Origin of the sequence: Marinobacter salinus (assembly GCF_001854125.1) — a bacterium.
GTDB lineage: Bacteria > Pseudomonadota > Gammaproteobacteria > Pseudomonadales > Oleiphilaceae > Marinobacter > Marinobacter salinus.
The window spans coordinates 3,440,801-3,466,547 of the sequence record NZ_CP017715.1 but is presented as its reverse complement, the minus strand read 5'-3'; the positions used below and the strand labels follow the sequence as shown (position 1 = coordinate 3,466,547).

General features: G+C 57.1%; 25 protein-coding genes and 1 pseudogene. 18 read left to right on the top strand and 8 right to left on the bottom strand.

Annotation, left to right across the window (positions count from 1 at the left end; genetic code table 11):
• Window positions 1-19: 19 nt before the first annotated feature.
• The 7 genes from BKP64_RS16030 to lhpI all read left to right on the top strand — a co-directional run bounded on the left by BKP64_RS16030 (window position 20) and on the right by lhpI (window position 8,349).
• A complete protein-coding gene (locus BKP64_RS16030) occupies window positions 20-2,527 on the top strand; it encodes an acyl-CoA dehydrogenase (protein ID WP_070972405.1) in 2,508 nt (835 codons plus the stop codon).
• A 245-nt stretch (window positions 2,528-2,772) separates the two neighbouring features.
• Entirely contained in the window at window positions 2,773-3,546 is a 774-nt protein-coding gene (locus BKP64_RS16025) for an ABC transporter ATP-binding protein (RefSeq protein WP_070972402.1), read from the top strand.
• Entirely contained in the window at window positions 3,536-4,255 is a 720-nt protein-coding gene (locus BKP64_RS16020) for an ABC transporter ATP-binding protein (RefSeq protein WP_070972399.1), read from the top strand. Before BKP64_RS16025 ends, BKP64_RS16020 begins: the two co-directional genes overlap by 11 nt.
• A 64-nt stretch (window positions 4,256-4,319) precedes the next feature.
• The gene (locus tag BKP64_RS16015) at window positions 4,320-5,537 is read left to right on the top strand and encodes an ABC transporter substrate-binding protein (protein WP_070972396.1); all 1,218 of its coding nucleotides are present in this window, start codon (window positions 4,320-4,322) and stop codon (window positions 5,535-5,537) included.
• A gap of 42 nt (window positions 5,538-5,579) precedes the next feature.
• Window positions 5,580-6,470, top strand: coding sequence for a branched-chain amino acid ABC transporter permease (locus BKP64_RS16010; protein WP_070972393.1), 891 nt, complete (start codon window positions 5,580-5,582; stop codon window positions 6,468-6,470).
• Window positions 6,471-6,477: 7 nt separating this feature from the next.
• The gene (locus BKP64_RS16005) at window positions 6,478-7,398 is read left to right on the top strand and encodes a branched-chain amino acid ABC transporter permease (protein WP_070972390.1); all 921 of its coding nucleotides are present in this window, start codon (window positions 6,478-6,480) and stop codon (window positions 7,396-7,398) included.
• A gap of 12 nt (window positions 7,399-7,410) precedes the next feature.
• Complete coding sequence (gene lhpI, locus BKP64_RS16000) at window positions 7,411-8,349, top strand: bifunctional Delta(1)-pyrroline-2-carboxylate/Delta(1)-piperideine-2-carboxylate reductase (RefSeq protein WP_070972387.1); 939 nt, start codon at window positions 7,411-7,413, stop codon at window positions 8,347-8,349.
• Between the two features lie 33 nt (window positions 8,350-8,382).
• Here lhpI and BKP64_RS15995 read toward each other — a convergent pair whose 3' ends face one another.
• Complete coding sequence (locus tag BKP64_RS15995) at window positions 8,383-8,688, bottom strand: hypothetical protein (protein WP_070972384.1); 306 nt, start codon at window positions 8,686-8,688, stop codon at window positions 8,383-8,385.
• Between the two features lie 95 nt (window positions 8,689-8,783).
• Window positions 8,784-9,725 (bottom strand): LysR family transcriptional regulator, encoded by a 942-nt coding sequence (locus BKP64_RS15990; RefSeq protein ID WP_070972381.1) that lies wholly within the window; start codon window positions 9,723-9,725, stop codon window positions 8,784-8,786.
• A gap of 228 nt (window positions 9,726-9,953) precedes the next feature.
• On the opposite strand from BKP64_RS15990, the gene BKP64_RS15985 reads away from it, so the two are divergent.
• Window positions 9,954-10,835, top strand: coding sequence for a DMT family transporter (locus tag BKP64_RS15985; RefSeq protein ID WP_070972378.1), 882 nt, complete (start codon window positions 9,954-9,956; stop codon window positions 10,833-10,835).
• Window positions 10,836-11,216: 381 nt separating this feature from the next.
• Here BKP64_RS15985 and BKP64_RS15980 read toward each other — a convergent pair whose 3' ends face one another.
• From BKP64_RS15980 to BKP64_RS15970, 3 genes are read right to left on the bottom strand one after another with little or no spacing between them, the layout of a single operon-like run.
• Complete coding sequence (locus BKP64_RS15980; protein WP_070972375.1) at window positions 11,217-11,912, bottom strand: hypothetical protein; 696 nt, start codon at window positions 11,910-11,912, stop codon at window positions 11,217-11,219.
• 15 nt (window positions 11,913-11,927) lie between these two features.
• Window positions 11,928-12,662 (bottom strand): HupE/UreJ family protein, encoded by a 735-nt coding sequence (locus BKP64_RS15975; RefSeq protein WP_198402624.1) that lies wholly within the window; start codon window positions 12,660-12,662, stop codon window positions 11,928-11,930.
• A 48-nt stretch (window positions 12,663-12,710) separates the two neighbouring features.
• Window positions 12,711-13,094 carry a hypothetical protein gene (locus tag BKP64_RS15970; protein WP_070972372.1) on the bottom strand — a complete coding sequence of 128 codons (384 nt, stop codon included), beginning with the start codon at window positions 13,092-13,094 and terminating at the stop codon, window positions 12,711-12,713.
• Between the two features lie 80 nt (window positions 13,095-13,174).
• Here BKP64_RS15970 and BKP64_RS15965 point away from each other — a divergent pair, with 80 nt between their 5' ends.
• From BKP64_RS15965 to BKP64_RS19655, 7 genes and pseudogenes are all read left to right on the top strand, one after another.
• Window positions 13,175-13,453: a metal-sensing transcriptional repressor gene (locus BKP64_RS15965; RefSeq protein WP_070972369.1), complete on the top strand. Its 279-nt coding sequence runs from the start codon at window positions 13,175-13,177 to the stop codon at window positions 13,451-13,453.
• 382 nt (window positions 13,454-13,835) lie between these two features.
• On the top strand, window positions 13,836-14,162 hold the full coding sequence (locus tag BKP64_RS15960; protein ID WP_157755436.1) for a hypothetical protein: 327 nt from the start codon (window positions 13,836-13,838) through the stop codon (window positions 14,160-14,162).
• Between the two features lie 69 nt (window positions 14,163-14,231).
• Complete coding sequence (locus BKP64_RS15955) at window positions 14,232-14,963, top strand: HupE/UreJ family protein (protein WP_070972363.1); 732 nt, start codon at window positions 14,232-14,234, stop codon at window positions 14,961-14,963.
• 11 nt (window positions 14,964-14,974) lie between these two features.
• Entirely contained in the window at window positions 14,975-15,574 is a 600-nt protein-coding gene (locus BKP64_RS15950; protein WP_070972360.1) for a hypothetical protein, read from the top strand.
• A 29-nt stretch (window positions 15,575-15,603) separates the two neighbouring features.
• Entirely contained in the window at window positions 15,604-15,951 is a 348-nt protein-coding gene (locus BKP64_RS15945) for a DUF6488 family protein (protein ID WP_070972357.1), read from the top strand.
• 60 nt (window positions 15,952-16,011) lie between these two features.
• The gene (locus tag BKP64_RS15940; RefSeq protein WP_070972354.1) at window positions 16,012-17,322 is read left to right on the top strand and encodes an MFS transporter; all 1,311 of its coding nucleotides are present in this window, start codon (window positions 16,012-16,014) and stop codon (window positions 17,320-17,322) included.
• 536 nt (window positions 17,323-17,858) lie between these two features.
• Window positions 17,859-18,110 (top strand): annotated as a pseudogene (locus BKP64_RS19655) (DMT family transporter); the annotation flags it as partial.
• 466 nt (window positions 18,111-18,576) lie between these two features.
• On the opposite strand, the gene BKP64_RS15930 reads toward BKP64_RS19655, so the two are convergent.
• From BKP64_RS15930 to BKP64_RS15920, 3 genes are all read right to left on the bottom strand, one after another.
• Window positions 18,577-19,152: a gamma-glutamylcyclotransferase gene (locus tag BKP64_RS15930; RefSeq protein ID WP_070972349.1), complete on the bottom strand. Its 576-nt coding sequence runs from the start codon at window positions 19,150-19,152 to the stop codon at window positions 18,577-18,579.
• Window positions 19,153-19,185: 33 nt separating this feature from the next.
• Entirely contained in the window at window positions 19,186-19,809 is a 624-nt protein-coding gene (locus BKP64_RS15925; protein WP_070972347.1) for a MarC family protein, read from the bottom strand.
• A gap of 100 nt (window positions 19,810-19,909) precedes the next feature.
• Window positions 19,910-20,530, bottom strand: a complete 621-nt coding sequence (locus BKP64_RS15920; RefSeq protein WP_070972346.1) for a TetR/AcrR family transcriptional regulator — start codon at window positions 20,528-20,530, stop codon at window positions 19,910-19,912.
• A gap of 223 nt (window positions 20,531-20,753) precedes the next feature.
• Between BKP64_RS15920 and BKP64_RS15915 the strand changes: the two genes are divergently transcribed.
• The 3 genes from BKP64_RS15915 (at window position 20,754) to BKP64_RS15905 (ending at window position 25,744) form a co-directional block, all read left to right on the top strand.
• Window positions 20,754-22,850, top strand: a complete 2,097-nt coding sequence (locus BKP64_RS15915; protein WP_070972343.1) for a 3-hydroxyacyl-CoA dehydrogenase NAD-binding domain-containing protein — start codon at window positions 20,754-20,756, stop codon at window positions 22,848-22,850.
• Window positions 22,851-22,912: 62 nt separating this feature from the next.
• Entirely contained in the window at window positions 22,913-24,094 is a 1,182-nt protein-coding gene (locus BKP64_RS15910) for an acetyl-CoA C-acyltransferase (protein WP_070972340.1), read from the top strand.
• A gap of 462 nt (window positions 24,095-24,556) precedes the next feature.
• The gene (locus tag BKP64_RS15905; RefSeq protein ID WP_070972337.1) at window positions 24,557-25,744 is read left to right on the top strand and encodes an acyl-CoA dehydrogenase family protein; all 1,188 of its coding nucleotides are present in this window, start codon (window positions 24,557-24,559) and stop codon (window positions 25,742-25,744) included.
• The last annotated feature ends 3 nt before the right edge of the window (window positions 25,745-25,747 follow it).

Genomic DNA, 25,747 nt, shown 5'->3' with positions numbered 1-25,747 from the left:
ATGATATGGAGGTCTGCCCATGAGTGTTCTACTTTTGCTGATCAGTGCGCTGGTACTGATCTACCTCGGCATCGGCGGCAAAACCGCTGCGGCCGTAATGGCTGCTGCCACGGTAGTGGGCTTGGTGCAGGATGAATGGCATCTTCTCAGCATTCTGTGCGGCGGTGTGTTGCTGGCGCTCGCCATGATTCTGGTGCTGCCCGGTGATTTGCGTCTCGACAAACTGAGCCGGCCACTGCTGGGCTGGGTTCGCAGTCGTTTGCCCAAACTCTCTGATACTGAAGCGGAAGCACTGAAATCCGGTTCGGTTGACTGGGACGGCGAGCTATTTTCCGGCAAACCGGAGTGGAACAAACTGCTGGATGCCAAGCCCGCACACCTCACCAGCGAGGAGCAGGCGTTTCTGGACGGCCCGGTAGAAAAGCTGTGCGGGATGCTGGATGACTGGAAGATCACTCATGAGCAGTACGACCTGCCGGACAAAGTCTGGAAGTTCATTCGCGAGAAGGGCTTCTTCGGGCTTGTGATTCCCAGGGAAGATGGTGGTCTGGGTTTTTCCAACACCGCCCACTCCGAAATCGTCATGAAAATCTCCACCCGTAGCGTTTCGGCGGCAGTCACCGTCATGGTGCCGAACTCCCTCGGCCCGGGCGAGCTGCTGATGCATTACGGCACCGACGACCAGAAACATCACTACCTGCCCAGGCTGGCCGGCGGTGAAGAAATCCCCTGTTTCGCGCTGACCTCTCCGGTCGCCGGCTCCGATGCCGGTGCCATTCCGGATAAAGGTATCGTCTGCAAGGGAAGCTGGAACGGCAAGGAAGTTCTGGGCCTGAAGGTCACCTGGAACAAGCGCTACATCACCCTGGCGCCGGTCGCAACACTCATCGGACTGGCCATCAAGGTCTATGATCCGGACAAACTGCTGGGCGGCAGCGACGACATTGGCGTGACCTGCGTGCTGGTGCCCCGGGAAACCGAAGGCGTGAACGCGGGTGCCCGCCACCTGCCCATGAACACCGTCTTCATGAACGGGCCCACCTGGGGCAATGATGTGTTCATCCCCATGGAACAGGTCATCGGCGGCCAGGACATGCTCGGCAAGGGCTGGACCATGCTGCTGGAATGCCTGTCCATTGGTCGCTCCATTTCCCTGCCAGCGCTCGGTACCGGTGCCGGCAAGGTCGCCAGTCTGGCCACCGGCTCCTACGCCTATACCCGCGAACAGTTTGGCCGCTCCATCAGCCAGTTCGAGGGGGTTCAGGAAGCGCTGGAACCCATCGCAGGCTATACCTACATGATGGACGCCGCCCGCCTGTTGACCTCGGGCATGCTGGACCGGGGTGTACGACCCTCGGTACCTTCGGCGGTGCTGAAATACCGGAACACAGACCTGATGCGGGAAGTCATTAACCACGCCATGGATGTGGTTGCCGGCCGGGGCGTCATCACCGGCCCCCGGAACTTTCTCGCCAGAGCTTACCAGGCCGTGCCCATCGGCATCACCGTGGAAGGAGCGAACATCCTGACCCGCAGCCTGATGATCTTTGGTCAGGGTTCTATCCGCTGCCATCCCTTCATTGTCGAGGAAATTGAAGCCGCCGGCATGGAAGATCAGGACGCGGCGGCGAAGAAGTTTGACGGCATCTTCTACCGGCACCTGGCCCACACCACCCGGAACGCTTTGCGGGCGTGCGTGCTCGGACTGACCAAAGGTTGGGCAGAATCGGTACCACGGCAAGGCAACATCAAATCCAGCTACCGGCAACTGGCCCGCTTCTCGGCGGCGTTTGCCCTGATGACCGACGTCACACTGCTCACCGTCGGCGGTGGCCTGAAAGCCCGTCAGCGCCTGTCAGGCCGAATGGCCGACTGCCTGACCCACCTGTACTACGCGACCGCTGTGATCAAACAATGGCATGAAGAAGGCTATCCGGACGATCAACGGCCACTGGTGGAGTGGAGCTTGCAGACCTGCCTCCGGGACCTGCAGCGCTCCATGCGCGAGGCCATCATAAACTTCCCGGTCCCCGCGCTGCGCTGGCCACTGCGCCTGCTGATTTTCCCTCTCGGTGCCACTGGTTTGAACGGCCCCGACGACAAGCTGGGTGCCAGAGTGGCTGAATCCATCGTCAAGGACACCCCGGTACGCCAGCGAATCAGCCGAGGCGCATTCATTACCATGGATCCCGAAGACCCACTCGGCCGGGTATTGAATGCTTACAAGCTGGCCAATGAAACCGCCGACATGCGTAGCCGGCTGCACGAAGCCATCCGGAATCGGGACGAAGACGAGCTCGACGGCATTGCCCTGCTAATGGGTCATCAGCGCAAGGAACTGGTGGACTGGGCCTGCGCCCAGGGAGTTGTGAAAGCGGACGAGTGCGACAAACTGCTGGAGGCATTGACAGCTCTGTACGACGTGATCCGTGTCGACGCTTTTGAAAGCGACGGCCTCAAGGCATTGGCGCGGTGCGCCAAGGGTAAACGCAAAGTGGTGGAGCGCCCTCCCCAGAATGAAGAGTAATTGCTAGCAATCACGGGCCGGAAAGCGGCCCGTGATTATTTTTAACTTTCTGTTTTACAATCTTTTCCCCACCCCTCCCACGCACTCACCTGACTGGCGCAACTTGACAGAATTGCGGTTCAGCATCTTTACTCAATCATGCATCTGGCATATCAACATGCCTCTTTAAACTGAACAGCAATAAAAACAAACAATAACCGCCAGTGTCTGGATCTCAGCCCACTGGCCTGACAGGGGTGCTTTCCGTGACCGATCACGCCCGAGAACAGGCCACTATCCTGGAAACCCATGGCCTAACCAAAGACTTCAAGGGCTTTACTGCCATCAAAGACATTAATCTCAGCGTCCAAACCGGATCGATCCATGCCCTGATCGGTCCAAACGGCGCGGGCAAAACCACGTTTTTCAATCTGCTGACCAAGTTCCTGAAACCGACCTCCGGTCAGATCATCTATGACGGCAGAGACATCACCCATGCAAGACCAGCAGGCATCGCCCAGCGTGGTCTGATCCGCTCGTTTCAGATTTCCGCCGTGTTTCCCCACCTGTCGGCTAGGGAAAATGTTCGCATTGCCCTCCAACGGAAATTGAAAGTGTCTTATCACTTCTGGCGCCCGCTAAGAATTCTCGACCAGCTCAACGAGCAGGCCCAGGCCACGCTGGAGCAGGTCGGGCTTGGCAAGTTCGGGGATGTAAAAGCGGTTGAGTTGCCCTACGGGCAAAAAAGGGCTCTGGAAATAGCCACCACTATTGCCCTGGAACCGAGGCTGATGTTGCTGGATGAACCCACCCAGGGCATGAGTGCGGAAGATGTAAGCACAGTGACCGACCTGATCAAACGTGTGATCGAGGGCAGGACGATTGTCATGGTTGAGCACAATCTCAATGTGGTGGCGACGCTGGCTGATCAGATCACCGTGCTGAACCGGGGCGAGATCCTCGCGGAGGGCAATTACGACGAGGTCTCGAATAACCCCGAGGTGATGGAAGCTTATATGGGAACGACCGATGCAGCCTGACCAGAAGCCGGAACTACTTCGGATCGAGAACCTGCACGCCTGGTACGGTGAGTCGCATATACTCCATGGCCTGAATCTGACCCTGCACGAGGGTGAAGTCATTACTCTGCTTGGCCGGAATGGCTCCGGACGAACAACAACCCTGAAAGCCATTCTCGGACTGGTCAGTAAACGCACCGGTTCCATCAGGATCCAGGGCACCGAAATCATCAATATGCCGACACACCGGATTGCCCACGTGGGCAAGCTGGGGTATTGCCCGGAAGAACGGGGGATTTTCGCCTCCCTGAACGTTGATGAAAACCTGGAATTGCCACCGGTGATCGCCAAAGGCGGACTGTCGGTGGACGAAATCTACGCAATGTTCCCGAACCTTAAAGAGCGCCGTAAAAGCCAGGGATCCAAGCTCTCCGGCGGCGAGCAGCAGATGCTGGCGATTGCCCGAATCCTGCGCACTGGCGCCAATCTTCTGTTACTGGACGAAATTACCGAGGGGCTTGCCCCGGTGATCCTGAAAGCCCTGGATGATGTCATTCGCAAACTCAGGGAAAAGGGCTTCACGATCATCCTGGTGGAACAGAATTTTCGCTTTGCCGCGCCTCTGGCCGATCGGCACTACGTGATCGAACACGGTCAGGTGGTCGAACAGATTGATGCAGCCGATCTTGAGGCCAAAAAAGAGCAGTTAAACAGACACCTGAGTGTCTGAGCCTGTGGGCCTGGACCGCCTTTTAAGGTCCGGCCCAGAACCTAATAACAAAAGGAAACCCACTATGTTCAAGCACTGGAAACAAGGACTGGTCGGCGCTGTAACTGCAGCGACCCTCACATTGCCGCTAACCGCAGCCGGAGCCTTGTCTGACGACAAGATCAAAATCGGTGTACTCAGTGACATGTCCGGGGTCTACAAATCGCTGGAAGGCCCTGGCGCCGTTATCGCGGCCCAAATGGCCATCGACGACTTCGGCGGCTCGGTTATGGGCAATCCCATCGAAATCATTTCTGCCGATCACCAGAACAAACCGGATATTGGCGCCAGCACTGCCCGGGAGTGGATCGACGCCAAAGAAGTGGACATGATTACGGCCCTGGACAACTCCTCGGTGGCGCTCTCGGTACAGGGCCTGGCCAAGGACAAGAAAATTATCACCATGAACACCGGCGCAGGCTCCACCGCACTGACCGAAGAGCAGTGCTCCCCCTATGGCATTCACTACGTGTATGACACCCATGCATTGCCGGTGGGCACAGCCACAGCGATGGTTAAAAACGGCGGCAAGAAGTGGTTCTTTATCACCGCAGACTATGCCTTCGGACACTCATTGCGGGATAACACCGGTGCCGTCGTGGAGAGCCTGGGCGGCGAGGTAGTTGGCAATGTCAACGCTCCCCTCTCCACCAACGACTTCTCCTCTTACCTGCTACAGGCGCAATCATCCGGTGCCGATGTCATCGGGCTTGCCAACGCAGGTCAGGACACTGTGAACGCCATTAAACAGGCCAATCAGTTCAGGATTGTCCAGAGCGGCCAGAAACTGGCGGGCATGCTGGTTTTCATCACCGATGTACACAGTATGGGGCTCGATATTGCCCAGGGCCTGCAATTTACCACCGCCTTTGTCTGGAATCAGAACGAAGAAACCAAAGCGTGGTCTGAACGCTTCCATGAGCTCCACGGTGCCATGCCAACGATGGTACATGCGGGCGTCTATTCGGCGGTGACCAACTACCTGAATGCGGTAAAAGAGACCGGAACAGACGATACCGAAACGGTTCGCGCCAAGCTTGGAGAAATGACCCTGAACGATATGTTCGTAAAGGGCGGAAAAATCGCCCCCAACGGCTCCATGCTACACGACATGTACCTTGTGGAAGTGAAAAAGCCGTCGGAATCGAAAAGCGAGTGGGACCTGCTGAGAGTCGTCTCCAAGATTCCCGCAGACCAGGCCTACATCTCTATGGCTGACACCAAGTGTTCGTTGGTTAACTAACACGGATTGACCACCACCTGAAGGGAGATAGCCAACGTGTCGATGCAGGTCATTCTGGCCCAGGCGCTGCTTGGGCTTAATGTCGGTGTGTTCTACGCCATGTTGAGCCTCGGGCTTGCGGTGATATTCGGACTGTTGAACATCATCAACTTTGCCCACGGCGCCATGTATATGCTCGGTGCCTTTATCGCACTGATTGGTTACTCCTTTCTGGAGCAGTGGCTTGGCATCAGCCTCCAGATCGGCTTCTGGGCGTCACTGATTCTGGTGCCACTGCTGGTCGGTCTGTTGGGGGTTCTCATTGAGCGCCTCCTGCTTCGACGCCTGTATGATCTGGATCACATATACGGGTTGCTGCTGACCTTTGGCATCACGCTGATTCTGCAGGGCCTGTTTTCCAACTACTTCAACGTCTCCGGCACCCCCTACCCGGGCCAGCCGGAAAGCCTGAGCGGTGTGGTCAATCTCGGTTTTATGTACTTCCCCACCTACCGCTTGTTCGCCATCGTTTTTTCTCTGGTGGTGTGTTTTGCAACCTGGTTCTTTATTGAACACACCAAACTCGGCTCGCGGCTACGGGCCGGTGTCGAGAACCCGGATCTTACTCAGGCGTTTGGCCTAAATGTGCCGCTGATGATCACTCTGACCTTTGCCTTCGGCGCCGGCCTGGCGGGCCTGGCCGGCGTACTGGCAGCGCCAATTTACTCAGTCAGCCCGCTGATGGGGGCCGACCTGATCATCGTGGTGTTCGCCGTTGTGGTGATCGGTGGCATGGGCTCCATCATGGGCGCCATTCTCTCCGGCCTCGCACTCGGCCTCATTGAGGGACTGACCAAGGTCATCTATCCACCCGCCGCCAGCACCGTGATTTTCTTCCTGATGGTCCTGGTGTTGCTGTTCCGCCCGGCGGGACTGTTCGGTAAGGAAAAGTGAGCCGCCCATGACCAATCGTATTCTGTTCATACTGATGCTCGTTGCCGGCCTGACCGCACCGTTCTATGCCTATCCGGTATTTGTGATGGACCTGCTGTGCTTCGCGCTGTTCGCCTGCGCTTTCAACCTGTTGCTGGGTTATGCCGGGCTCTTGTCCTTCGGTCATGCCGCCTTCTTCGGCGGGGCGGCTTACATCACCGGATACGTCACCAAGGAGTGGGGATTTTCTCCACTGCTGGGTATATTGGCTGGGACCGGATTCACTCTGGTTCTTGGGGGCATCTTCGGATTTCTGGCGATTCGCCGGCAAGGCATCTATTTTGCCATGGTCACCCTGGCACTGGCACAAATCATCTATTTCATGGCGTTACAGTTGCCCTTTACCGGCGGCGAGAATGGGCTGCAAGGCATTCCCCGGGGTGAGCTTTTCGGGTTTATTGACCTCAACAACCCGCTCGCCATGTACTATTTCGTATTCGCCATTTTCCTGATCGGGTTCGGAATCATCCACCGCACCATCCATTCGCCCTTTGGCGAGGTGCTCCAGGCCATCCGTGAGAACGAATCTCGCGCCCTTTCGCTGGGGTATGACGTCGACCACTTCAAGCTACTGGCGTTCGTCATCTCTGCCACCCTGGCCGGGCTGGCCGGCGCCACCAAGGCGATCATTTTCCAGTTTGCTGCCCTCACCAGCGCCCATTGGCAAACCTCCGGGGAGGTAATCCTCATGACCCTCGTCGGTGGCCTGGGTACTGTATTTGGACCGGTACTTGGCGCCATCACCGTGGGTGCCCTCAGCCACGAACTGTCAGCTTTCGGCTCGTGGGTTCAGGTGATCCTGGGCACTATATTTGTGGTTTGTGTCATGACATTCCGGCGTGGCATCATCGGTGAGATCCAGCGATTGGTCAGCCGTAAACAGAGTTAAGGGTTAAGCACTATGCGAGTCATTTCTGCACAAGAGGTGGCCGGCGCTCTGGCGTGGCCGGCACTGATCGAACGTCTCGCCAGTACTTTTTGCCAGGGCGTGGAAGCGCCACCGCGGCACCACCACGCCATGCATCGCCCGGACGGCGAGGCCACCATGCTGCTGATGCCGGCCTGGGAACCGGCCGGGTATATCGGCATGAAAATGGTCAACGTATTCCCGCAAAATGCGAACGCAGGCCTGCCGGCCATCTCCGGTCTCTATATTCTGTGTGAGGGCCTGCACGGCACCCCCGTGGCCTGCCTTGATGGCAGCGCACTAACCAGCCGACGGACCGCAGCCGCGTCTGCTCTGGCCGCCCGTGAGCTGGCACGGCAAGACGCCTCGTCCTTGCTGGTGATCGGCACCGGCAAACTGGCGCCCATGCTAGTCGAGGCCCATGCTGCGGTACGCCCCATCCGCAAGGTCCGAATCTGGGGCCGGAATCCGGAGAAGGCCACAGCACTGGCTGAACGTTTCCGCGACCGCTTCGACTGTGAGGCGGTGAACGATCTGGAAACCTCCGTTCCGCAGGCAGACATCATCAGTTGTGCAACACTGTCGACCGAACCTCTGGTCAGGGGGGAATGGCTGCAACCCGGCAGCCATCTGGACCTTGTCGGCGCCTTCCGGCCGACCATGCGGGAAACCGACGCTGAGTGCCTGGCCCGTAGCGAGGTATTCGTGGATACCTACGCCGGTGCCATGGGCGAAGCCGGAGACATTCTGCAGGCCATAGACGAAGGAGCATTCCGTGAATCCGACCTGCGCGCCGAACTGGCGGAACTGCTAAAAGGCCAGAAGCCTGGACGCACGAATGACGAAGCCATTACCCTTTTCAAATCTGTGGGTGCTTCGCTGGAGGACCTCGCCGCGGCCATCGAGGTGTGGGAAGCCCTGAAAGATGACTAACAGAGCTTATCTGGCCCAATAACACCGTTGAATCTACTGGTTAAGAATATCAACAATCTCGCGGGTATCCTTGATGATCGTGTAAACGCGATCTTCCACCTCGACTCGCTGACGGTTGTCACCGATATCGCGAATATCACCGTAGTGCAGTAACTCCCGATCAAAGTGATCACCTTCACGGTAGTTCAGCTTTTTCTGCCAACCCGGCGGAAGTGGCTGGCCCCGCTCGACCTTCTTTTCCAGGCCCGGAGGCAGCTGTTCACCGTGGGGCGACTTGGCCATAGCCGGTGCGGCACCGACCAGAACGCCTAACAGGGCCGTCATCAGAATCGCTCTCATCGTCTAGCTACTCCTTATGATCCATCGAATTTCGCAAGTTAACACGGGATTGAACTCTGTGTAGTTAACGTTGATTCATCCCAAAAGGTTCGCTTTCATTCGCCCCTCAGCCCACCCCTAATGGCCTCATCAACCAACCACCGGCGCAGCAGCTGCAGCCCCCGCTCGCTGCGCCGGCTGGTTTTCCAGGCAAAATAGAACTCGTCACCCGTCATCACCGGATGACAGGGAAGTCGCACAAAATCCTCGGAATCCTTACGGGTACTCAGCATATAGTCGTTGGTCAGGGCAATGCCCTGATGAAACCGCGCGGCCTCAAGTGCCAGCAACATATGGCTGAAATGCTGGACCCGGGCATTGCCGGGGATGGACTTGTCCACCGCCCGATACCAGACCTCCCAGTCGCCGGCGGGCTTTTCGAAAATACTGTGGGTGGAGAGCAACGGAAACCGGGCGATGTCTTCGGGTGTTAATGCCAGATCATCAGCGTCAGCCCCCTCCCGACCCAGTTCCCGACGAATCCGCTGCCAATAGTCCTGGCTACAGACGGGGAACAGACGCTCCACATACAGCAACTCATAGCTGTAGGCAGGTGAGCTCCTGTTGACGGTGATAAAACAGTCTGCCACCCGATCAGACAGCACCGGGTTCTCGCTACTCATCTCCAGGGACAATTCCACCTGAGGGTGCAGGCGTTGCAGATCCGGCAACCGGGGCACCAGCCAGCGCACAGCAAAGGAACTGAACACCGAAAGGCGTATACGCGACTCTTCGTGGCCCAGCAGGTGCTCGCTGGCCCGCTCAATCTGAAGCAAAGCAGAGCTGATGCCATCCAGATACTGGCGGCCCTCATCAGTCAGCGTTACGGTTCGCCCACTGCGCCAGAACAGCATCTCTCCAAGATAGGTTTCCAGCTGTTTAATCTGGTGACTCACCGCACTCTGGCTCACCGCCAGCTCTTCGGCAGCGAGTGAGAAGCTGTTGAGACGGGCAACAGCTTCGAATACAGGGAGGGCTTTTAAGGGTGGCAGTTTCATTATCTAATTTTCTAATACATACCAAATAAAGATCATTTTATCGGATATTAACACTCCCTTAGACTGCCCTCCATGTTAAAGGAGCAGATCGGGTGGCTCCCTCCGAAAATGCTCGGAGCCATGGATGGCGGAGAGCAAGCGTACAGGGACGTATTCACAGCGGTTTTCGGAGGGAGCCACGCGATTTGCTCTTGCACAGAGCTGTAAGTCCAAAAAAGGGGAAAGAATATGTCAGGAAAAACCGTAAACAGTGCGATTCTGCTGCTGGTGGTCGGCAACGCCATGGCATTGATCTCTGACGTATTCATCAAGCTACTCGAACCCGGCGCCCCGGTGTTCCAGTTTGCTTTCCTGCGCTGCCTTCTAACTCTACTGATGCTGCTGCCGCTCTGGCCGCAAATAGATCGGAGCCGATTCTTCGAAGGTCTTGGCATTCACTTCGTCAGGGCCCATATCCACCTGGCAGGCCTTATCTGCATGGTTGTCGCCCTGATGAGCTTGCCGCTGGCCACAGCCAATGCGGTTTTCTACGCCGCCCCAATCTTGGTGATGCTGCTCTCAGTACTGATTTTTCGCGAGCGTCTGTCGCTCCTGAGTTTGTTAGCGGTGGTAAGCGGTTTTGCCGGCATTTTAGTGATATTGCGGCCCGTGGAACTCGGATGGGGGGCCCTCGCCGCTTTAGGCTCGGCTCTTGCGTTGGCCATTAACGCCGTGATGGTGCGTAAGCTGCCCAGCGGCCAATCGACTGTACACAAATTGATGCTCAACTACCTTCTTATCCTGCCCGCCAGTTTCGTTCTGATGCTGTCGGAAGGCGCGGCTTGGGATCCGTCAATACTCGTCAGTGCTCTGGGCTCGGCCCTGTTTATTCTGGGTTACAACATCACTGTTCTGCTATCCTACCGCCAGGTAGACGCAAACCAGGTCACCAGCGCCGAATACACAGGCCTGATTTGGGCAGTGCTGATTGGCTGGATTGGTTTCAACGAGGTGCCCGACCTTTGGTTCGCCGTAGGCAGCGCGATGATCGTGGTGCCACTTATTATGGTGGGGGTGCGTTCGCGTCAGCGGAGTCGCAGTGGGCTCCGGGCCCAACCGGTGAATGGGTGAGGCCTCGGCCTATAACGGTGTTGAGGGATGATCTGCTCCCATTTAGATGGACCTAATATGGAGTCAGGGTCAGTAATGACCCTACCCCAGAATTTCGGTCCATTTAAAACTGGAGAATCCGGCTGTTCAGCTCAGCAGGTCACACCAAAACTGAGTGCGTAACAAAGGTTGATTGGCGAAGGTACAAAACTGATGCGGCAGTCGCAAAGCGAACATTGAGACGCAACTCGTTGCGATCACGTTTTTAACCTTCCATGCCGCTTAGAATTGGCTTGGCAGTCACCCGGACGGATGACTCGCCATGCTCCATATTGCTGTTCTCGAGACATTCGGGCCTTTGAAAGCACAGGCCCGAATGTCGTCACAATATTCAATGGTTAATCACAACATCTTTTTCAACTGCCCGTAATCCCCTCCGGTGCGAAGCACCAAAGTGATGTCGTTGTCGTTCCGGTTTCTGAAGAACCAGCCATGGTTGCCAGTGAACGCAGCCTCCAGCGTGCCCTCGTCTTCGGGCACGCCCCGGCCTTTCTCGTAAGAAATTGACTGACCACCTCCATCACCATGGGTATCGAAGTTGATGGGGCCACCTTCTGACACCCAGGAGAACCGGGCAACAGCACCCTCTTCCATAGTGAGTTTGAATTCTGTGCCTTCTCCGGGCGTGAGAACCACGCGCACTTTATCCTGCCACTGCGGTTCCGCAATTTCTGGTTCAGGCGCAGGCTCTGGCTTGCCAGGTGCTACCTCTGCTTCAGGTGAGGAGGCTGGTTCCTCAACGACTTCAACTACAACAGGTTCTTTGGATTCCGGGGCCTCTCGCTCAGTTGAGGATTGAACAGCAACCATCTGAGCAGCATCGTCAGCAGCAGCCTCTTCGGCGAGCTGCTCCTTGATCTCGCCCATTTCAGTCAGGCCCAAAAGGCGACCTGCGCCGGTTGGGTCCAGGGCGTACTCGGCGGGCATGACCATGGTTACCAGCAGAACCAGCGCCACAATTGCGGCAATGATGGTTGATCGAACCAGTTTGGCAGTGCTGGGCAGTTCTTCACGGTTTGGTATATCGGTGTTGTACATGGCGAATCTCCAGAATCAGGCGACAAAGTAACCGGTGAGCTGATAGCCAAAGAGCAGAAAACCTGCACTCATCATGGCCACGTTGGCGGTGTAGGCATGGCGGAAAAATCCGTCGGTTTTTCGCCAGAAGCTGATGACAATCAGGATCATGGCCAGGGCGATCAACTGTCCGATTTCCACGCCCACGTTGAAGGCAAGGAGGTTCGGAATCAGGCCGTCCTGTGAGATGTCGTATTCGATGATCTTGGTGGAGAGGCCGAAACCATGGAAGAACCCGAAGATCAGCGTAGCGGCCTTGGTATTGGGCTGGAAGCCAAACCAACGCTGATAGGCACCGATGTTGTCCAGTGCCTTGTAGACGATGGACAGACCGATAATCGCATCAATGATGTAGCTGTTGATGCCCACGTTGAAGTACACCCCCAGCAGCATTGTGGTGGAATGCCCCAGGGCAAACAGGCTCACGTAGATCGCGATGTGCTTCATTTGGTAGAGGAAGAAAATGACACCCAGCAGGAACAGCAGGTGGTCATAGCCGGTGACCATGTGTTTGGCCCCCAGATAGATGAACGCAATAAGGTTTATCCCGGTAATTTCCTGGATGTACCCCTTGTCGCCCTGAGCGACTGCATGGGCGAGCGCATCGGTGCTCACACTCAGCAAGCCCAGGGTCAGAAATATCCAGAACAGACGACTGCCGGTGCCCGTTGAGGACACGCCACGACAACCGCCAAGCAAGCTTGACAACATAAAGACTCCAATCGAATTTGTTTTCTCGGGCCGCGTAAGCGGCAAGAATCAAGTGGGAAGGGAGGCTTTTGGAGGGCGTTCAAGCCGATAGCGCAAACTGCGGGGAGAACCTCCGGCAAAGGGCACGGGCTGTCGGAGAACGGTCAGGCTTTGGGAAACAAACGGAACCCTGAGGTGGTCCACGGTCTCGTGGGTATGATTGCCAGCATCATGATGCAGTGATGATGTCTCTGGCTCTTCGTCAAAATCGTGGGTGTGTCCATGCGCACCATGACTGCCCGGTTGGCCGTCAAACTGCGATTCCCAATCGCCTGCCAAGTTAGCCACACCGTGAGAGAATGACTCGCCAATCACCGACAGTGACAGGCCCGCCAATGCAAACAGCATGACGAGCGTCGGAAGCAGTTTTCTCTGGTGAATGGCCGAAATCATCAATCTAATGCGTCGAGTCTGTGGTTGGATTTCAACGAAAACCGAGGATACCATCCCCCCATGGGGGATAGGAATTAAACATGGTAAATGATCACACGCATCAATCTCACCCGAACATTATCAAACGTCTGAAGCGGGCTAACGGCCACCTTGAAAGCGTGATTGGCATGATTGATCAGGGAAAACCCTGCCTGGAACTGGCGCAGCAGCTTCACGCCGTGGAAAAGGCCATTCAACAGGCCAAGCGCGTATTGGTACAGGACCACATTGAGCATTGCCTGGACGATGCCATCGGGCCGCTGGACCCAGAGCAGCAGCGGCGTGTCGATGAATTCAAGGCAATCGCCCGGTATCTTTGACCTCATTACTTTTCAACATGCGCCCTCCCTGTTAATTACACCGGAGAGGCTCCACCGTTGCCCGCGTCAGGCCCACTACGATGAGTGTTCTGGTTTCGCCAGATCGCTTCAGATTCTGACCAAAGACATGATTGTGTTGCCAACGGTCGAGTCTTTCGTGATGCATAGACAAGTTCCTGAAATAGAGTAATGGGTGGCTAGAGGTTGGTCTGTGGTCTGCTCGTCGCTCCTCCTGCCAGGAACCAAACGCTTCAAATGCGCACCTTTGCAAAGCAGACCGGACTTGGATAGTCTTCCTGCCAATAGATCGACGCTAACGAGATACGAAGTGTTAATAAACCAGGCCCAATTTTCCACCGGCAGAAGCATTTTGGTGGTGACCGTGCTGTCACTCATGATGCTCTTTCGCATCGCCTGGGCTTCAGATCAGAGCGTTCATGACGCATCACAGAGCCTTTCTATTGCAGAATTTGTCGAGAACCATGGACATATCCATCCATCCTCTCTCGATCATCTCCACGTTTCGACTGTTGAAATGACGGACCAGGATCATCTGCTACTCCATGCGCTTGGCGCAGTCGAAAAGCACGTGCCCCTCAACCTGGGTGCAGTGCCGCTTTTCCACAGGCAGAACGAACCTGCGCTCCACAGAACGCCGTCTCCTCTGCCAGAGCAGACATCCGCACTTTATCGTCCCCCGAAAGCCTGACAACGTTGTTCAGAACTGACGCGTCAGCGTCTGTATCTAAATTTCTGTCAATATTTCGGAGATCACCGAATGAATCATATGCCGTTTCCCCGCCGAACAGGCGGGGGCGTTGGCGTGCGCTGGCTGTACCTTTTAGGGACAGCGCTCGTAGGCCTGATGCTTTCTCCTCTGCTCTTTGCCCATGGTGTTGAAGAAGGCGATGCCACGTTCATAGAGCAGGCCAAGGGGGCACAATTGCTGCCCTTCATCTATCTGGGGGCCAAACACATGGTCACCGGCTATGACCACCTTCTATTCCTGGCAGGTGTCATCTTCTTTCTTTACCGCATGAAAGACGTGGGTATCTACGTCACGCTTTTTGCGGTTGGACACAGCCTCACGCTTCTTTACGGTGTGCTCAGCGAGACCAACGTCAATGCCTATATGGTGGATGCCATCATCGGCTTTTCCGTGGTCTACAAGGCTCTGGATAATCTTGGTGCGTTTCGCCGTTGGTTTGGATTTCAGCCCAATACCAAGGCCGCTGTCCTGATTTTCGGGTTTTTCCATGGGTTCGGCCTCGCCACTAAGCTTCAGGATTTTACGCTTGCAGAGGATGGCCTGGTGGCGAACATTCTGGCGTTTAATGTCGGAGTTGAGATTGGCCAGTTGATGGCCCTGGGCATCATTCTGATTGCGATGAACTTCTGGCGCCGGACGGATGTTTTTCCCCGGCAGGCACTTGCAGCCAACGTTCTGTTGATGAGCGCCGGTTTTATGCTGATGGGTTATCAGTTGACCGGCCTGTACACCGTTTCCTGAGGAGCTAGACCATGCAAGACATTTCCAATATGAATCGTGAGGGCCTTCCTTCCTCAAAAAGCCTGTTCAAGGCGACCGGAGTGGCTGCCGTTATCGGCAGTGTGGTTCTGGTTACAACCATCCTCCCGGCCGAATATGGCATCGATCCTACGGGACTCGGCCAGACCATGGGGTTGACCGTACTCAGTCAGGCCAACGCCGCTGAGTCCGCGCAGCCTGAGTCGGAATCGGCCTCGTCGGGTAACCTGCTGGCATTGCCGGCTGGTCCGGTCTGGAAAACGCCAGAAGGGTTGAGTTCTGATTCCACGACCGTAACTTTGGGACCAAACGAGGGTCTGGAAGTCAAAGCCACAATGGCTGAGGGCGATCGAATGGTCTTTAACTGGACCACGGAGGGGGGTCCGGTGAACTTCGATATGCACGGTGAACGGTTCAATGACGGCGACAATTTCACCAGCTACTGGCGGGGGCGCGACCAGCCGTCTGCCAGCGGCGCATTTGAGGCACCGTTCGATGGCACGCACGGATGGTACTGGGAAAACCGCGGAGAAGTCGCGGTCACCGTTGTTCTTAACACCAGCGGGTTTTACAACGACATCATCAAGAAGTAATTCAATCATTCTCACTTAGGAGTTATCTCATGAAAAACATGATCCACGTATTTGCAGCAGTTATTGCTTTGTCCGTTTCAGGACATGCTTTCGCAGGAGCAGGCCATAGCCATGGCGTTTCCGAGCCTGTGTCGAAAGCACAAGCGACTGAGCGGGCCGCTGTTGTTAAAAAGCAGCTCGTTGACTCTGAGCAGGTTGCGTCTACCTGGACGAAGGTTTCCGAAGGCACGGCAGAGCAGCGGTCTACGTCAGCCGGTAAACTATGGGTAGTCCAATTTTCGAATCCGGACGCTGCCAATGAAGACAAGGCAAAACTGTTTGTCTTTATGGATGAGTACGGTAACCCGATCGGTGCTAACCACTCGGGCAAGATGTAAAGCTGAGATAGAACAAAGGCCCGCTGACCGCTTGGTTGCGGGTCTTTAGTCAGGAAAACCATGCTTGAGATTCTGAAGAACCGCACCTACCGGCACCTGTTTTTAGCCCAGGTCGTCGCCCTGCTGGGAACTGGCCTGGCAACGGTTGCCTTGAGCCTTCTGGCTTTTGATCTAGCCAGCGACAAAGCAGGACAAGTGGTAGGTACGGCTATGGCGATCAAAATGGTCGCCTATGTTTTTATTGCCCCGATTGCTGCAGCGCTGGCAGAGAGCATATCCCGTCGAGTAATGCTGGTATCGCTGGATCTGGTGCGCGCTACCGTTGCACTTGCATTGCCCTTTGTGACCGAAGTCTGGGAAGTGTATGTACTGATCGCCGTTCTGCAATCGGCATCTGCAGCCTTTACGCCAACCTTCCAGTCTACGATTCCGGATACTCTCCCGGATGAAGACGATTACACCAAGGCGCTGTCGCTTTCCCGGCTGGCTTACGATCTGGAAAACCTCATCAGCCCTGCGCTCGCAGCGTTGATTCTGCTTGCCACCAGCTGGCAGGCATTGTTCTCGGGCACGGTAATCGGTTTTATCGCATCAGCCTTGCTCGTGGTGTCCGTTGCTTTGCCCTCCGGGGCCAAATCGGAAAAACGTCGCGGCGTTTATGATCGCGCACGGGCCGGATTCAGAATTTTCATGGCAACTCCTCGCATGCGCGGGGTAATGTCGCTGAACCTGGTTGTCAGCCTTGCAGGGGCGATGGTGATCGTGAACACCGTTGTTCTGGTGCAGGGACAGTTTGGCCTTACCGATCAGCATACGGCCATGGCTTTTGCAGCGTTTGGTGGCGGTTCCATGTTGGCGGCATTGGCGTTACCAGCTCTACTGAAACGCTGGCAGGACCGGCAAGTTATGCTCACGGGAGGTGGGATTCTTGTTTTCGGGTTGGTTCTCGCGCTGCCGGTAGGCTCTCTGGAATGGCTGTTACCCGTGTGGGCATGGTTAGGCGTTGGTTTTTCCACCGTTCAAACCCCCATCGGCAGGGTCCTTACGCGGTCATCGCATGCTCAAGACAGGCCAGCTCTGTTCGCTGCCCAGTTCTCACTATCGCACGCCGGATGGCTGTTCACGTATCCACTGGCGGGATGGCTTGGGTCGACTGCGGGGATGACCATTACTCTGTTGGTTCTTCTGGGGCTTGCTCTCGCCGGGCTGATCCTTGCCGTGAAGTTATGGCCATCTGTTGATCCGTCAGAACGCTCGCACCACCACGACGATCTTCCAAGTGACCATCCTCATATCGCAAGTGATTCCAACTCCAGTGTCCACAGTCACACCTACGTCATTGATAGCTTGCATCCCAAATGGCCGGATTGAGTTTTGCAGTTACCGCTTTCGACAAAGCTTGAAACACAATCCGTTGAAGTTTTGTTAGTTCAACGTTGGCCAATATGCCTTCTACCCGCCGCTTAGAAAACTTCAATCGCCGCCACCTCTGGAATGGGGGGGGTGAATGCAGGGGCGTTTCTTGGGCAACTCGGGGGAATCACATCCAGAAATTTGGGATGCTGCGAACGTTCGCTTTTGTTTATAAAACCAACACCAGTTTTAGGTGCTCGGCTTTTTATCTTCTTCCGCTAGTCTCCAAACACCTCAGCTGAATGGACGCCTTCACCTGCGCCCATATTAGTTTCAGCCAACGCTGGGAGTTGCGACTCCAGTTATACCCAAAACTCGAAACTCGCCATTCCTGACAAAGTTTGATGGCCAGGCGCCTACTCAGCACTGCCCCTGTCAAATCGATCATCCGACTACAACTAGGTTTAGTCATTCACTGCCCTACTTCTCCTATACCCGCCGCAAGTATCTGATTTCAAAAATTACACGATCTCACCATAGCGTTGGACTGACAGCTTGCCTGGTGGGAGGGCGCCACGTGGGATCCAGGTATCCTGGTCAGCGCCCTGGGTTCAGCCCTGTTCATCCTGGGCTACAACATCACTGTGCTGCTGGCCTATCGTCAGGTGGACGCCAATCAGGTCACCAGCGCCGAATACACCGGCCTTATCTGAGCCGTTGGTATCGGCTGGGTCGGGTTTGGCGAAGTTCCGGACCTGTGGTTCCTGGCCGGCAGCCTGATGATTGTGGTGCCGGTCATAGCGGTCCTTTTGATGGAAGTGCCGGCCCTTGTCCCGATGGTGATGGCCCCGGTCATAGCGGCTGTAATGATCCCGGTCCCGCTTGTGGTGCCGGTATTTCTTTCTGTCCCTGCGATCACCGTCGTGGCGGTCCCGGCGATAATGAGCCTGCAGGAATTGCTTTTTCTGGTGTCCCGGAGGCAGGGCCTTGCCCCGGTCCAGCTGCTTCTGGATACCAGGAGGATGGCCGAAGCTGCGGTGGTCGTCGGCCATTGCCGGAGCTGCTGCTCCAAGCAGAACCGCAATACAGGTTCCAATCAGTAATCGTTTCATGGTGACTCTCCTGCCTTTATCAGAGACTGGACCCGCACCCGGAAGGTTTTCCGGATGCCTCTGAAATCAGGTTATAGAATCACCGGCGAAAGTCAGCGGGTAGCCGTCGCCTTTGCACGAACTTTACCCAAGGTGCTTTACAGTTGACGCTCCCACCCGCTCAGGTGTCGCTTTCGGTGACAGAGCGAAGGTGAGATTCAATGGCGAAGGTATGTGGGCAGTCATCACCCAGAGCCCTCAGGGATTCTGCCAACCGCAGCAAGTACTCTGCATTAGGTCCGCTTGGGCCGGCTGCGAATTTGATCTGCCGGGCAATATCCGCGTCCGGTGCATGGCCAAGGAAGGCGTCGTTGCTTTCGGTGGCAATATAAACCAGCCCCTCGGCATGGCTACCATTGTCAAAAGTCATGGTGGTGGTGAATCGCAGATAGCCGTTTTTCTCGCGCACATCCAGATGCTCGAAAACCTTCGGGGAAACCCGATAGGCCATGCCCATGCAGGTTGCGCCGGGTTCTGCAATCAGTGTGACCACCCGGCCCGGTGCCTCCGGAGTGCCCCGGTGGTCATGGGAAGCCTGCCAGAACCGGCGCTGCCAGCCATGGATCGTTGCCGGACGTTTTTCCAGAAATGGAAAATCCACCTTGTAAATCAGCGAGCCATAGCCAAACAGCCAGATGGAATCCACGCCAGAAAAGTCAAAGCGGTTGCGATTGTGTTCGATGGTATCGGCAGACATACATCCCCGTAAGCACTGGAACCTGAGGCTACTCTAGGTAGTTGCGATGAAACCGGCAATACCCGTCAACACGATCTCGGCAGCCATGGCCGAGAGAATCAGGCCGCTGATCTTGGACATGATATTCAGGCCGGTTTTACCCAGAACTTTTTCCAGGTAACCAGACAGGTGAAGCAATACCGCCAGAATCAGCAGGCTCGACACCAGCCCCAGCAGGCCACCGACCACTTCGGTCACTTTGCTCAGCTCCGCACCGTAGACCAGAATGGCACCGATAGTGGCGGGACCAATCATTACCGGAATGGCAAGGGGCACCACCGCAATGTCGTCCCGGTCTTCATCAGGCAGACCCGTGGCGTGGTTACGAGTACCGCTGGTAACCAGACTGATTGCGGTCAAGAACAGCAGACTGCCGGCGCCAATACGAAAGGAATTCAGGGTAATACCAATGGCGCTGAACAGTAGCGGCCCAGCGAAGAAGAGAATCAGTCCGAGAATAAATGCGGACACGGTCGAACGGCGAATAATCGAGGTTTTCTCCGCTGCCGGCAGGCCTCTGGTCAGTGCCAGAAACATGGTAACCACAAAAAACGGGGCCAGCAGGAACAGAAAACGAACGGTACTGCTGATATAGGTGCTGAAAAATACTTCGATCATTCCGGACATCCGATAGCTTGGAAAGGCGCTAGCATAACGATACGGTCCGCAACTTACCGTACGGAACTGAACGTATTCTCAGGCAACCCGCCGACCAAGCTCAGTCCGTCCCCATTTCGCCCAGAACGATCCGCGCCATCAGGTCCTCAATGCGCTTGATGGTATCTTCCTCCCCTTTCCGGCCGGTCAGAACGACCTGGGAACCAATGGTCGCCACATACAGCAACAGTGACAAATCTTCGATACGCTGGGGATCGCGGCTCAGGCGTTCAAACAGGGTGCAGTTCTGGCGAATGCGCGCCCCATCCACCTCCGCCACCAATCCGGCTGCATAGTCGTTGCGTCGGGCGTAATCCCTGACGGCGAGCTCAACCTGCAAGCGGCGAATGTTTCGGGAGGCGTCGGTCAGCAGCAGTTCCAGGATCTGCCGGAGCTCCGTTTCCACATCCCCGCCCTGGGGTTTCCAGTACTGCAGTTCGTGTAATCGCCGATCCCGCCACCGATCGAGAAAGCTGACCACCAGATCCTCATGGTCCCGGAAGTGCCAATAGAAGCTGCCGCGGGTCACTCCGAGCTTCTTTGACAAAGTCAGCACCCGCAGCTGGCTGAACCCCCCCGCCGCGACCTCCCCTGCCGCGGCATCAAGCCAGTCGTCACGGGTAAGCTGGGTTTTCTCCGAGGCGCTCCGGCCACGGCGTTTTGGACTCTGGGGGTCACTCATTCCGGGATTGAATCCTGCTCTGGTGTGTCTGGTCAGTGTTGGTCATGCATTCTACATGAACGGAAACAGCAACACTGAAACCGTTGACCACACTTAAAACATACATTAGTGTATGGAAAAACAATACACCAGTGTATGGAGATTTCAAGGTATGTCTCCACACACCTCCGACCACTTTTAATCACCTTTAATCACACCGATATCAGTACCAGGGAGCTGCCAAATGAGTACCGCCCACTACGACGTACACGGCAACGTCGCCGTCATTCGACTCGACAACCCGCCAGTCAACGGCCTGGGCCTGGCGCTTCGCCAGGGCATTGTGAACGGCATCCGCCAGGCGGAATCCGATGAAGCGGTGAAGGCCGTCATACTTATCGGTTCAGACCGGGCCTTCTCCGGTGGCGCAGACATCAGTGAGTTCGGCACGGACAAGGCCATGACCCAACCCGTGCTGCCCACCGTCATCAACTACGTGGAAAGCAGTCGCAAACCGGTGATCGCCGCCATCAGCGGCGCCTGCATGGGTGGCGGCCTGGAACTGGCACTCGGTTGTCACTACCGCATCGCCAAACCGGACGCCCAGATCGCCCTGCCGGAAGTAAAGCTCGGTCTGTTGCCGGGTGCCGGTGGTACCCAGCGCCTGCCCCGGGTGATCGGCGCCGAACACGCCCTCAACATGATCGTCTCCGGCAGCGTGGTCCCGGCCAAGCAGTTCAAGGGCAGTGCCCTGTTTGACGAGATCGTCGACGGCGAGCTGTTCGACGCCGCAGTCGCCTACGCCACCAAGGTGGTTAGTGAAAACCTGCCACTGAAAAAAGTGCGCGACCTGAAGGCCAGGCATCCGAATCCGGAAGGCTTCTTCATGTTCACCCGCAATACCGTGGGTGCCATGGCGAAAAACTACCCGGCCCCGCTGAAGTGCGTGGACGCCGTGCACGCGGCCGTGACAATGCCTTTCGACAAGGGCATGGAGGTCGAGCGCGAAGCGTTCGTGAACCTGATGCAGACTCCGGAATCCCGCGCCCTGCGCCACGCGTTTTTCTCCGAGCGCCTGACCAGCAAGATTGCCGATGTTCCGTCTGACACCCCGGTTCGCGACGTTAAGTCTGTCGGAGTGATTGGTGGTGGCACCATGGGCACCGGAATCAGCATCAACTTCCTGAACGCCGGCATTCCGGTCACCCTGGTGGAGATGAAGCAGGAAGGCCTGGACCGCGGCGTGGCGGCGATTCAGAAAGTCTACGAAGGCCGCGTCAAGAAAGGCCGGATGAGCGAAGACGACGCCAAGGCCAAGATGGCCCTGCTTACTCCCTCCCTGACCTATGACGACCTGAGCGATGTGGACCTGGTCATCGAAGCGGTGTTCGAGGAAATGGGCGTGAAGCAGTCCGTGTTCGAGAAGCTGGACGAGGTGTGCAAGCCCGGCGCGATTCTGGCGTCCAACACCTCCACTCTGGACCTCAACAAGATCGCCAGCTTCACCAAGCGCCCGGGAGACGTCATCGGCCTGCACTTCTTCAGCCCGGCCAACATCATGAAGCTGCTGGAAGTGGTGCGTGGTGAGAAGACCGCCAAGGACGTACTGGCCACCGCCATGAAATTGGCCAAAGCCATCCGCAAGACCGCCGTCGTTTCCGGCGTCTGTGACGGCTTTATCGGCAACCGCATGATCAACCAGTACCAGCGCGAAGCCCTGCTGATGCTCGAAGAAGGCGCCAGCGTGCAGCAGATCGACAAGGCCATCGAGAAGTTCGGCTTTGCCATGGGCCCGCTGCGCATGGCCGACCTGGCCGGCGGCGACATCGGCTGGGCCATCCGCAAGCGCCAGTATGAAGAGAACCCGGACATGGTGAAGATGGTTGTGGCCGACCGCCTGTGTGAAATGGGCCGCTATGGCCAGAAGACCGGCGCCGGTTTCTACCGCTACGAGCCGGGCAACCGCAACGCCCTGCCCGATCCGGAAGTGGACAAGGTGGTGGAGGAAGTCCGCGCCGAGCTGGGCATTACCCCGCGCAAGATCAGCAATCAGGAAATCGTCGAGCGCTGCGTCTACGCCCTGGTGAACGAAGGCGCCCAGATTCTGGACGAAGGCATCGCCCAGCGCGCCTCCGACATCGACATGGTGTACCTCACCGGTTACGGCTTCCCGGTATTCCGTGGTGGCCCCATGCATTATGCCGAAGAAGTCGGGCTGCCGAATGTGGTGCGCGCCATGCAAGCCTTTACCGAAGACCGGCACACCCAGCCGGGCTTCTGGGAGCCTGCGGCCCTGCTGGCCAAGCGTGCCGAGGAAGGTAAGGGTTTCGATAGCAAATAACCGGTCCACGAATTGATCCGGGGCGGCCTAAAGACCGCCGCTCCGAGCTTAGGAGAATTGTTATGTCCACTGATGTTGTCATCGTATCCACTGCCCGCACGCCCTTGGCCAAATCCTGGCGCGGCGGCCTGAACATGACCCACGGCGCGACCCTGGCGGGTCACGCCATCCAGCACGCGGTCGAGCGCTCCAAGGTCGACCCCAACGAAATCGAAGACGTGCTGATGGGCTGCGCCCTGCCTGAAGGCTCCACCGGTAACGATGTGGCACGCATGGGCGCCATCCGTGCCGGCCTGCCGGTCACCGTTGGCGGCGCCACCATCAACCGCTTCTGCTCATCCGGCCTGCAGGCCATTGCCATGGCCGCCCAGCACATTGCCGTAGATAAAGTACCGGTGATGGTCGCCGGTGGTGTCGAATCCATCTCCACCGTTCAGGCCAACGTCAACCAGAACTACTTCATGGATCCCTGGCTGGCGAAGCACAAGCCGGAGCTGTACTGGTCCATGCTGGATACTGCTGAAACCGTGGCCAAGCGTTACGGCATCAAGAAAGAAGACATGGACGAGTACGGCGTACGCAGCCAGCAGCTGGCCACCCAGGCCCGCGAAGACGGCAAATTCGACGACGAAATCGTGCCTATCACCACAACCATGGGCGTTGCGGATAAAGCCACCGGCCAGCTTAGCAGCCAGGAAGTCACCGTCAGCCAGGACGAAGGCATCCGCCCCGGCACCAATCTCGAAGGCGTGAGCAAAATCCGCTCCGCGATGGAAGGCGGCGTAGTCACCGCCGGCAACGCCAGCCAGTTCTCCGACGGTGCGTCCGCGTGCGTCCTGATGGACAGCAAAATCGCCGAACAGCGCGGCGCCACCCCGCTGGGCATCTTCCGCGGCTTCGCTGTCGCCGGCTGTGAGCCGGACGAGATGGGCATCGGCCCGGTCTTCGCCGTGCCCAAACTGCTCAAGCGCGCCGGCCTGACCGTCGATGACATCGGCCTTTGGGAACTCAACGAAGCCTTCGCCGTGCAGGTGCTCTATTGCCAGCGCAAATTGGGTATCCCGATGGACCGCCTGAACGTCAACGGCGGCGCCATTGCTGTCGGCCACCCCTACGGTACCACCGGCTCACGCCTGGTCGGCCATGCGCTGATCGAAGGCAAGCGCCGTGGTGTGAAATACGTGGTGGTCACCATGTGTGTCGGCACTGGCATGGGTGCTGCTGGGTTGTTTGAGGTGGCCTAAAACTTTGGTTGCCTGAAGCCTCGGTTGCCTTTTGCTTTGGGGGAAGCGCCTGTTGGGTCGGGCTGTCCAAAACTCGCTCCTTCGGCACGTCCATGTGACGCTCGAGCTCCGCCATCCATGGCTCCGCACGGCTTTGGACAGCCCGACCCAACAGACGCCCATAGCTCTGCGTAATGGTCAGCAGGTGCAGGAATTCTAGGCTGGGCACTGACCGCCAAAAGCACTTTAAAACGGCAGACACACACTGACTCGAAGCTTCGGGCGGGAAGAGCCTTTCGAAACTGTGCGGAGCCATGGATGGCGGAGCCCAAGCGCCCCATGGATGGGCCGAAGGAGCGTGTTTCGAAAGGCTCTTCCCGCCCGAAGCAGCCGCCCAAGCCAGAAGGCCCGGCATTCAGAATCATCAGGCAGTTCCAATAGCTCGAAAACCATTTACCTCAGCCACCAGACAAGAGGTGCAACATGGATCTGAATTACACCCCCGAACAAGAGGCGTTCCGCGCCGACGTTCGCCAGTTTCTCGAAAACAACCTTCCGGACGACATCCGCGAGCGGGTCCAGAAAAGCCTGCGCCCGGACAAAGCCATGACCGAGCGCTGGCAGAAAATCCTGTTCGACAAAGGCTGGGGCGCATCCACCTGGCCGAAAGAATTCGGCGGCCCGGGCTGGAGCCCGATCGAACAACTGATCTTCGAGGAAGAGTGCGCCCTCGCCGGCGCCCCCCGACAGCTCGACTTTGGCCTGCGCATGGTGGCCCCGGTGATCATGACCTTTGGCAACGACGAGCAGAAACAGCGCTTCCTGCCCGGCATTCTCAGCGGCGAGGACTGGTGGTGTCAGGGCTACTCCGAGCCGGGGTCCGGCTCTGACTTGGCCTCGCTGCGCACCTCTGCCAAGCGTGAAGGCGACTACTACATCGTTAATGGCCAGAAGACCTGGACCACCCTGGGCCAGCATGCCGACTGGATCTTCTGCCTGGTACGAACCAGCACCGAAGGCAAGCCACAACAGGGCATTTCCTTCCTCCTGATCGACATGAACAACCCCGGCATTGAGGTTCGCCCCATCATCATGCTGGACGGTGAACATGAGATTAACGAAGTCTACTTTGACAACGTAAAGGTGCCGGCCGAGAACCTCATCGGCGAAGAGAATCAGGGCTGGACCTACGCCAAATTCCTGCTGGGCCACGAGCGTACCGGGCTGGCCAACGTCGGCCAGTGGAAAGCCACCATGAAGCGACTGAAGGAAGTGGCCCGGGAAGAGCGGGACGGCCAGCGGCCGTTGATCGAAAACACCCGGTTCCGGGACCGACTGGCCCAGCTGGACATCGAACTCCGCGCCCTGGAACTGACTGTATTACGGGTGCTGACCGACAAGCGCGGCCCCGGCCCCCAGGCCTCGATCCTGAAAATCCGCGGCACCGAAATCGGCCAGGAACTGTTCGAGATGCTGATGGAAGCCACCGGCCACGACGCTATCGCCCACATCCCGGAGGCGCTTGAGCTGTATTATACCGGTCCGCGCATCGGCTCCATTGATGCCGCGCCCGCGGCCGGCGATTACTTCAACATGCGCAAGCTGTCGATCTTTGGCGGATCGAACGAGATCCAGCGCAACATCATCGCCCAACTCGTGCTTGGTTTGTAAGGA

Excerpts from the sequence above, each read along its gene's own strand:
- BKP64_RS16030 (WP_070972405.1), top strand. The coding sequence starts at position 20 with ATGAGTGTTCTACTTTTGCTGATCAGTGCGCTGGTACTGATCTACCTC.
- BKP64_RS16020 (WP_070972399.1), top strand. The coding sequence starts at position 3,536 with ATGCAGCCTGACCAGAAGCCGGAACTACTTCGGATCGAGAACCTGCAC.
- BKP64_RS16015 (WP_070972396.1), top strand. The coding sequence starts at position 4,320 with ATGTTCAAGCACTGGAAACAAGGACTGGTCGGCGCTGTAACTGCAGCG.
- BKP64_RS16010 (WP_070972393.1), top strand. The coding sequence starts at position 5,580 with ATGCAGGTCATTCTGGCCCAGGCGCTGCTTGGGCTTAATGTCGGTGTG.
- BKP64_RS16005 (WP_070972390.1), top strand. The coding sequence starts at position 6,478 with ATGACCAATCGTATTCTGTTCATACTGATGCTCGTTGCCGGCCTGACC.
- lhpI (WP_070972387.1), top strand. The coding sequence starts at position 7,411 with ATGCGAGTCATTTCTGCACAAGAGGTGGCCGGCGCTCTGGCGTGGCCG.
- BKP64_RS15995 (WP_070972384.1), bottom strand. The coding sequence starts at position 8,688 with ATGAGAGCGATTCTGATGACGGCCCTGTTAGGCGTTCTGGTCGGTGCC.
- BKP64_RS15990 (WP_070972381.1), bottom strand. The coding sequence starts at position 9,725 with ATGAAACTGCCACCCTTAAAAGCCCTCCCTGTATTCGAAGCTGTTGCC.
- BKP64_RS15985 (WP_070972378.1), top strand. The coding sequence starts at position 9,954 with ATGTCAGGAAAAACCGTAAACAGTGCGATTCTGCTGCTGGTGGTCGGC.
- BKP64_RS15980 (WP_070972375.1), bottom strand. The coding sequence starts at position 11,912 with ATGTACAACACCGATATACCAAACCGTGAAGAACTGCCCAGCACTGCC.
- BKP64_RS15975 (WP_198402624.1), bottom strand. The coding sequence starts at position 12,662 with ATGTTGTCAAGCTTGCTTGGCGGTTGTCGTGGCGTGTCCTCAACGGGC.
- BKP64_RS15970 (WP_070972372.1), bottom strand. The coding sequence starts at position 13,094 with ATGATTTCGGCCATTCACCAGAGAAAACTGCTTCCGACGCTCGTCATG.
- BKP64_RS15965 (WP_070972369.1), top strand. The coding sequence starts at position 13,175 with ATGGTAAATGATCACACGCATCAATCTCACCCGAACATTATCAAACGT.
- BKP64_RS15955 (WP_070972363.1), top strand. The coding sequence starts at position 14,232 with ATGAATCATATGCCGTTTCCCCGCCGAACAGGCGGGGGCGTTGGCGTG.
- BKP64_RS15950 (WP_070972360.1), top strand. The coding sequence starts at position 14,975 with ATGCAAGACATTTCCAATATGAATCGTGAGGGCCTTCCTTCCTCAAAA.
- BKP64_RS15945 (WP_070972357.1), top strand. The coding sequence starts at position 15,604 with ATGAAAAACATGATCCACGTATTTGCAGCAGTTATTGCTTTGTCCGTT.
- BKP64_RS15940 (WP_070972354.1), top strand. The coding sequence starts at position 16,012 with ATGCTTGAGATTCTGAAGAACCGCACCTACCGGCACCTGTTTTTAGCC.
- BKP64_RS15930 (WP_070972349.1), bottom strand. The coding sequence starts at position 19,152 with ATGTCTGCCGATACCATCGAACACAATCGCAACCGCTTTGACTTTTCT.
- BKP64_RS15925 (WP_070972347.1), bottom strand. The coding sequence starts at position 19,809 with ATGATCGAAGTATTTTTCAGCACCTATATCAGCAGTACCGTTCGTTTT.
- BKP64_RS15920 (WP_070972346.1), bottom strand. The coding sequence starts at position 20,530 with ATGAGTGACCCCCAGAGTCCAAAACGCCGTGGCCGGAGCGCCTCGGAG.
- BKP64_RS15915 (WP_070972343.1), top strand. The coding sequence starts at position 20,754 with ATGAGTACCGCCCACTACGACGTACACGGCAACGTCGCCGTCATTCGA.
- BKP64_RS15910 (WP_070972340.1), top strand. The coding sequence starts at position 22,913 with ATGTCCACTGATGTTGTCATCGTATCCACTGCCCGCACGCCCTTGGCC.
- BKP64_RS15905 (WP_070972337.1), top strand. The coding sequence starts at position 24,557 with ATGGATCTGAATTACACCCCCGAACAAGAGGCGTTCCGCGCCGACGTT.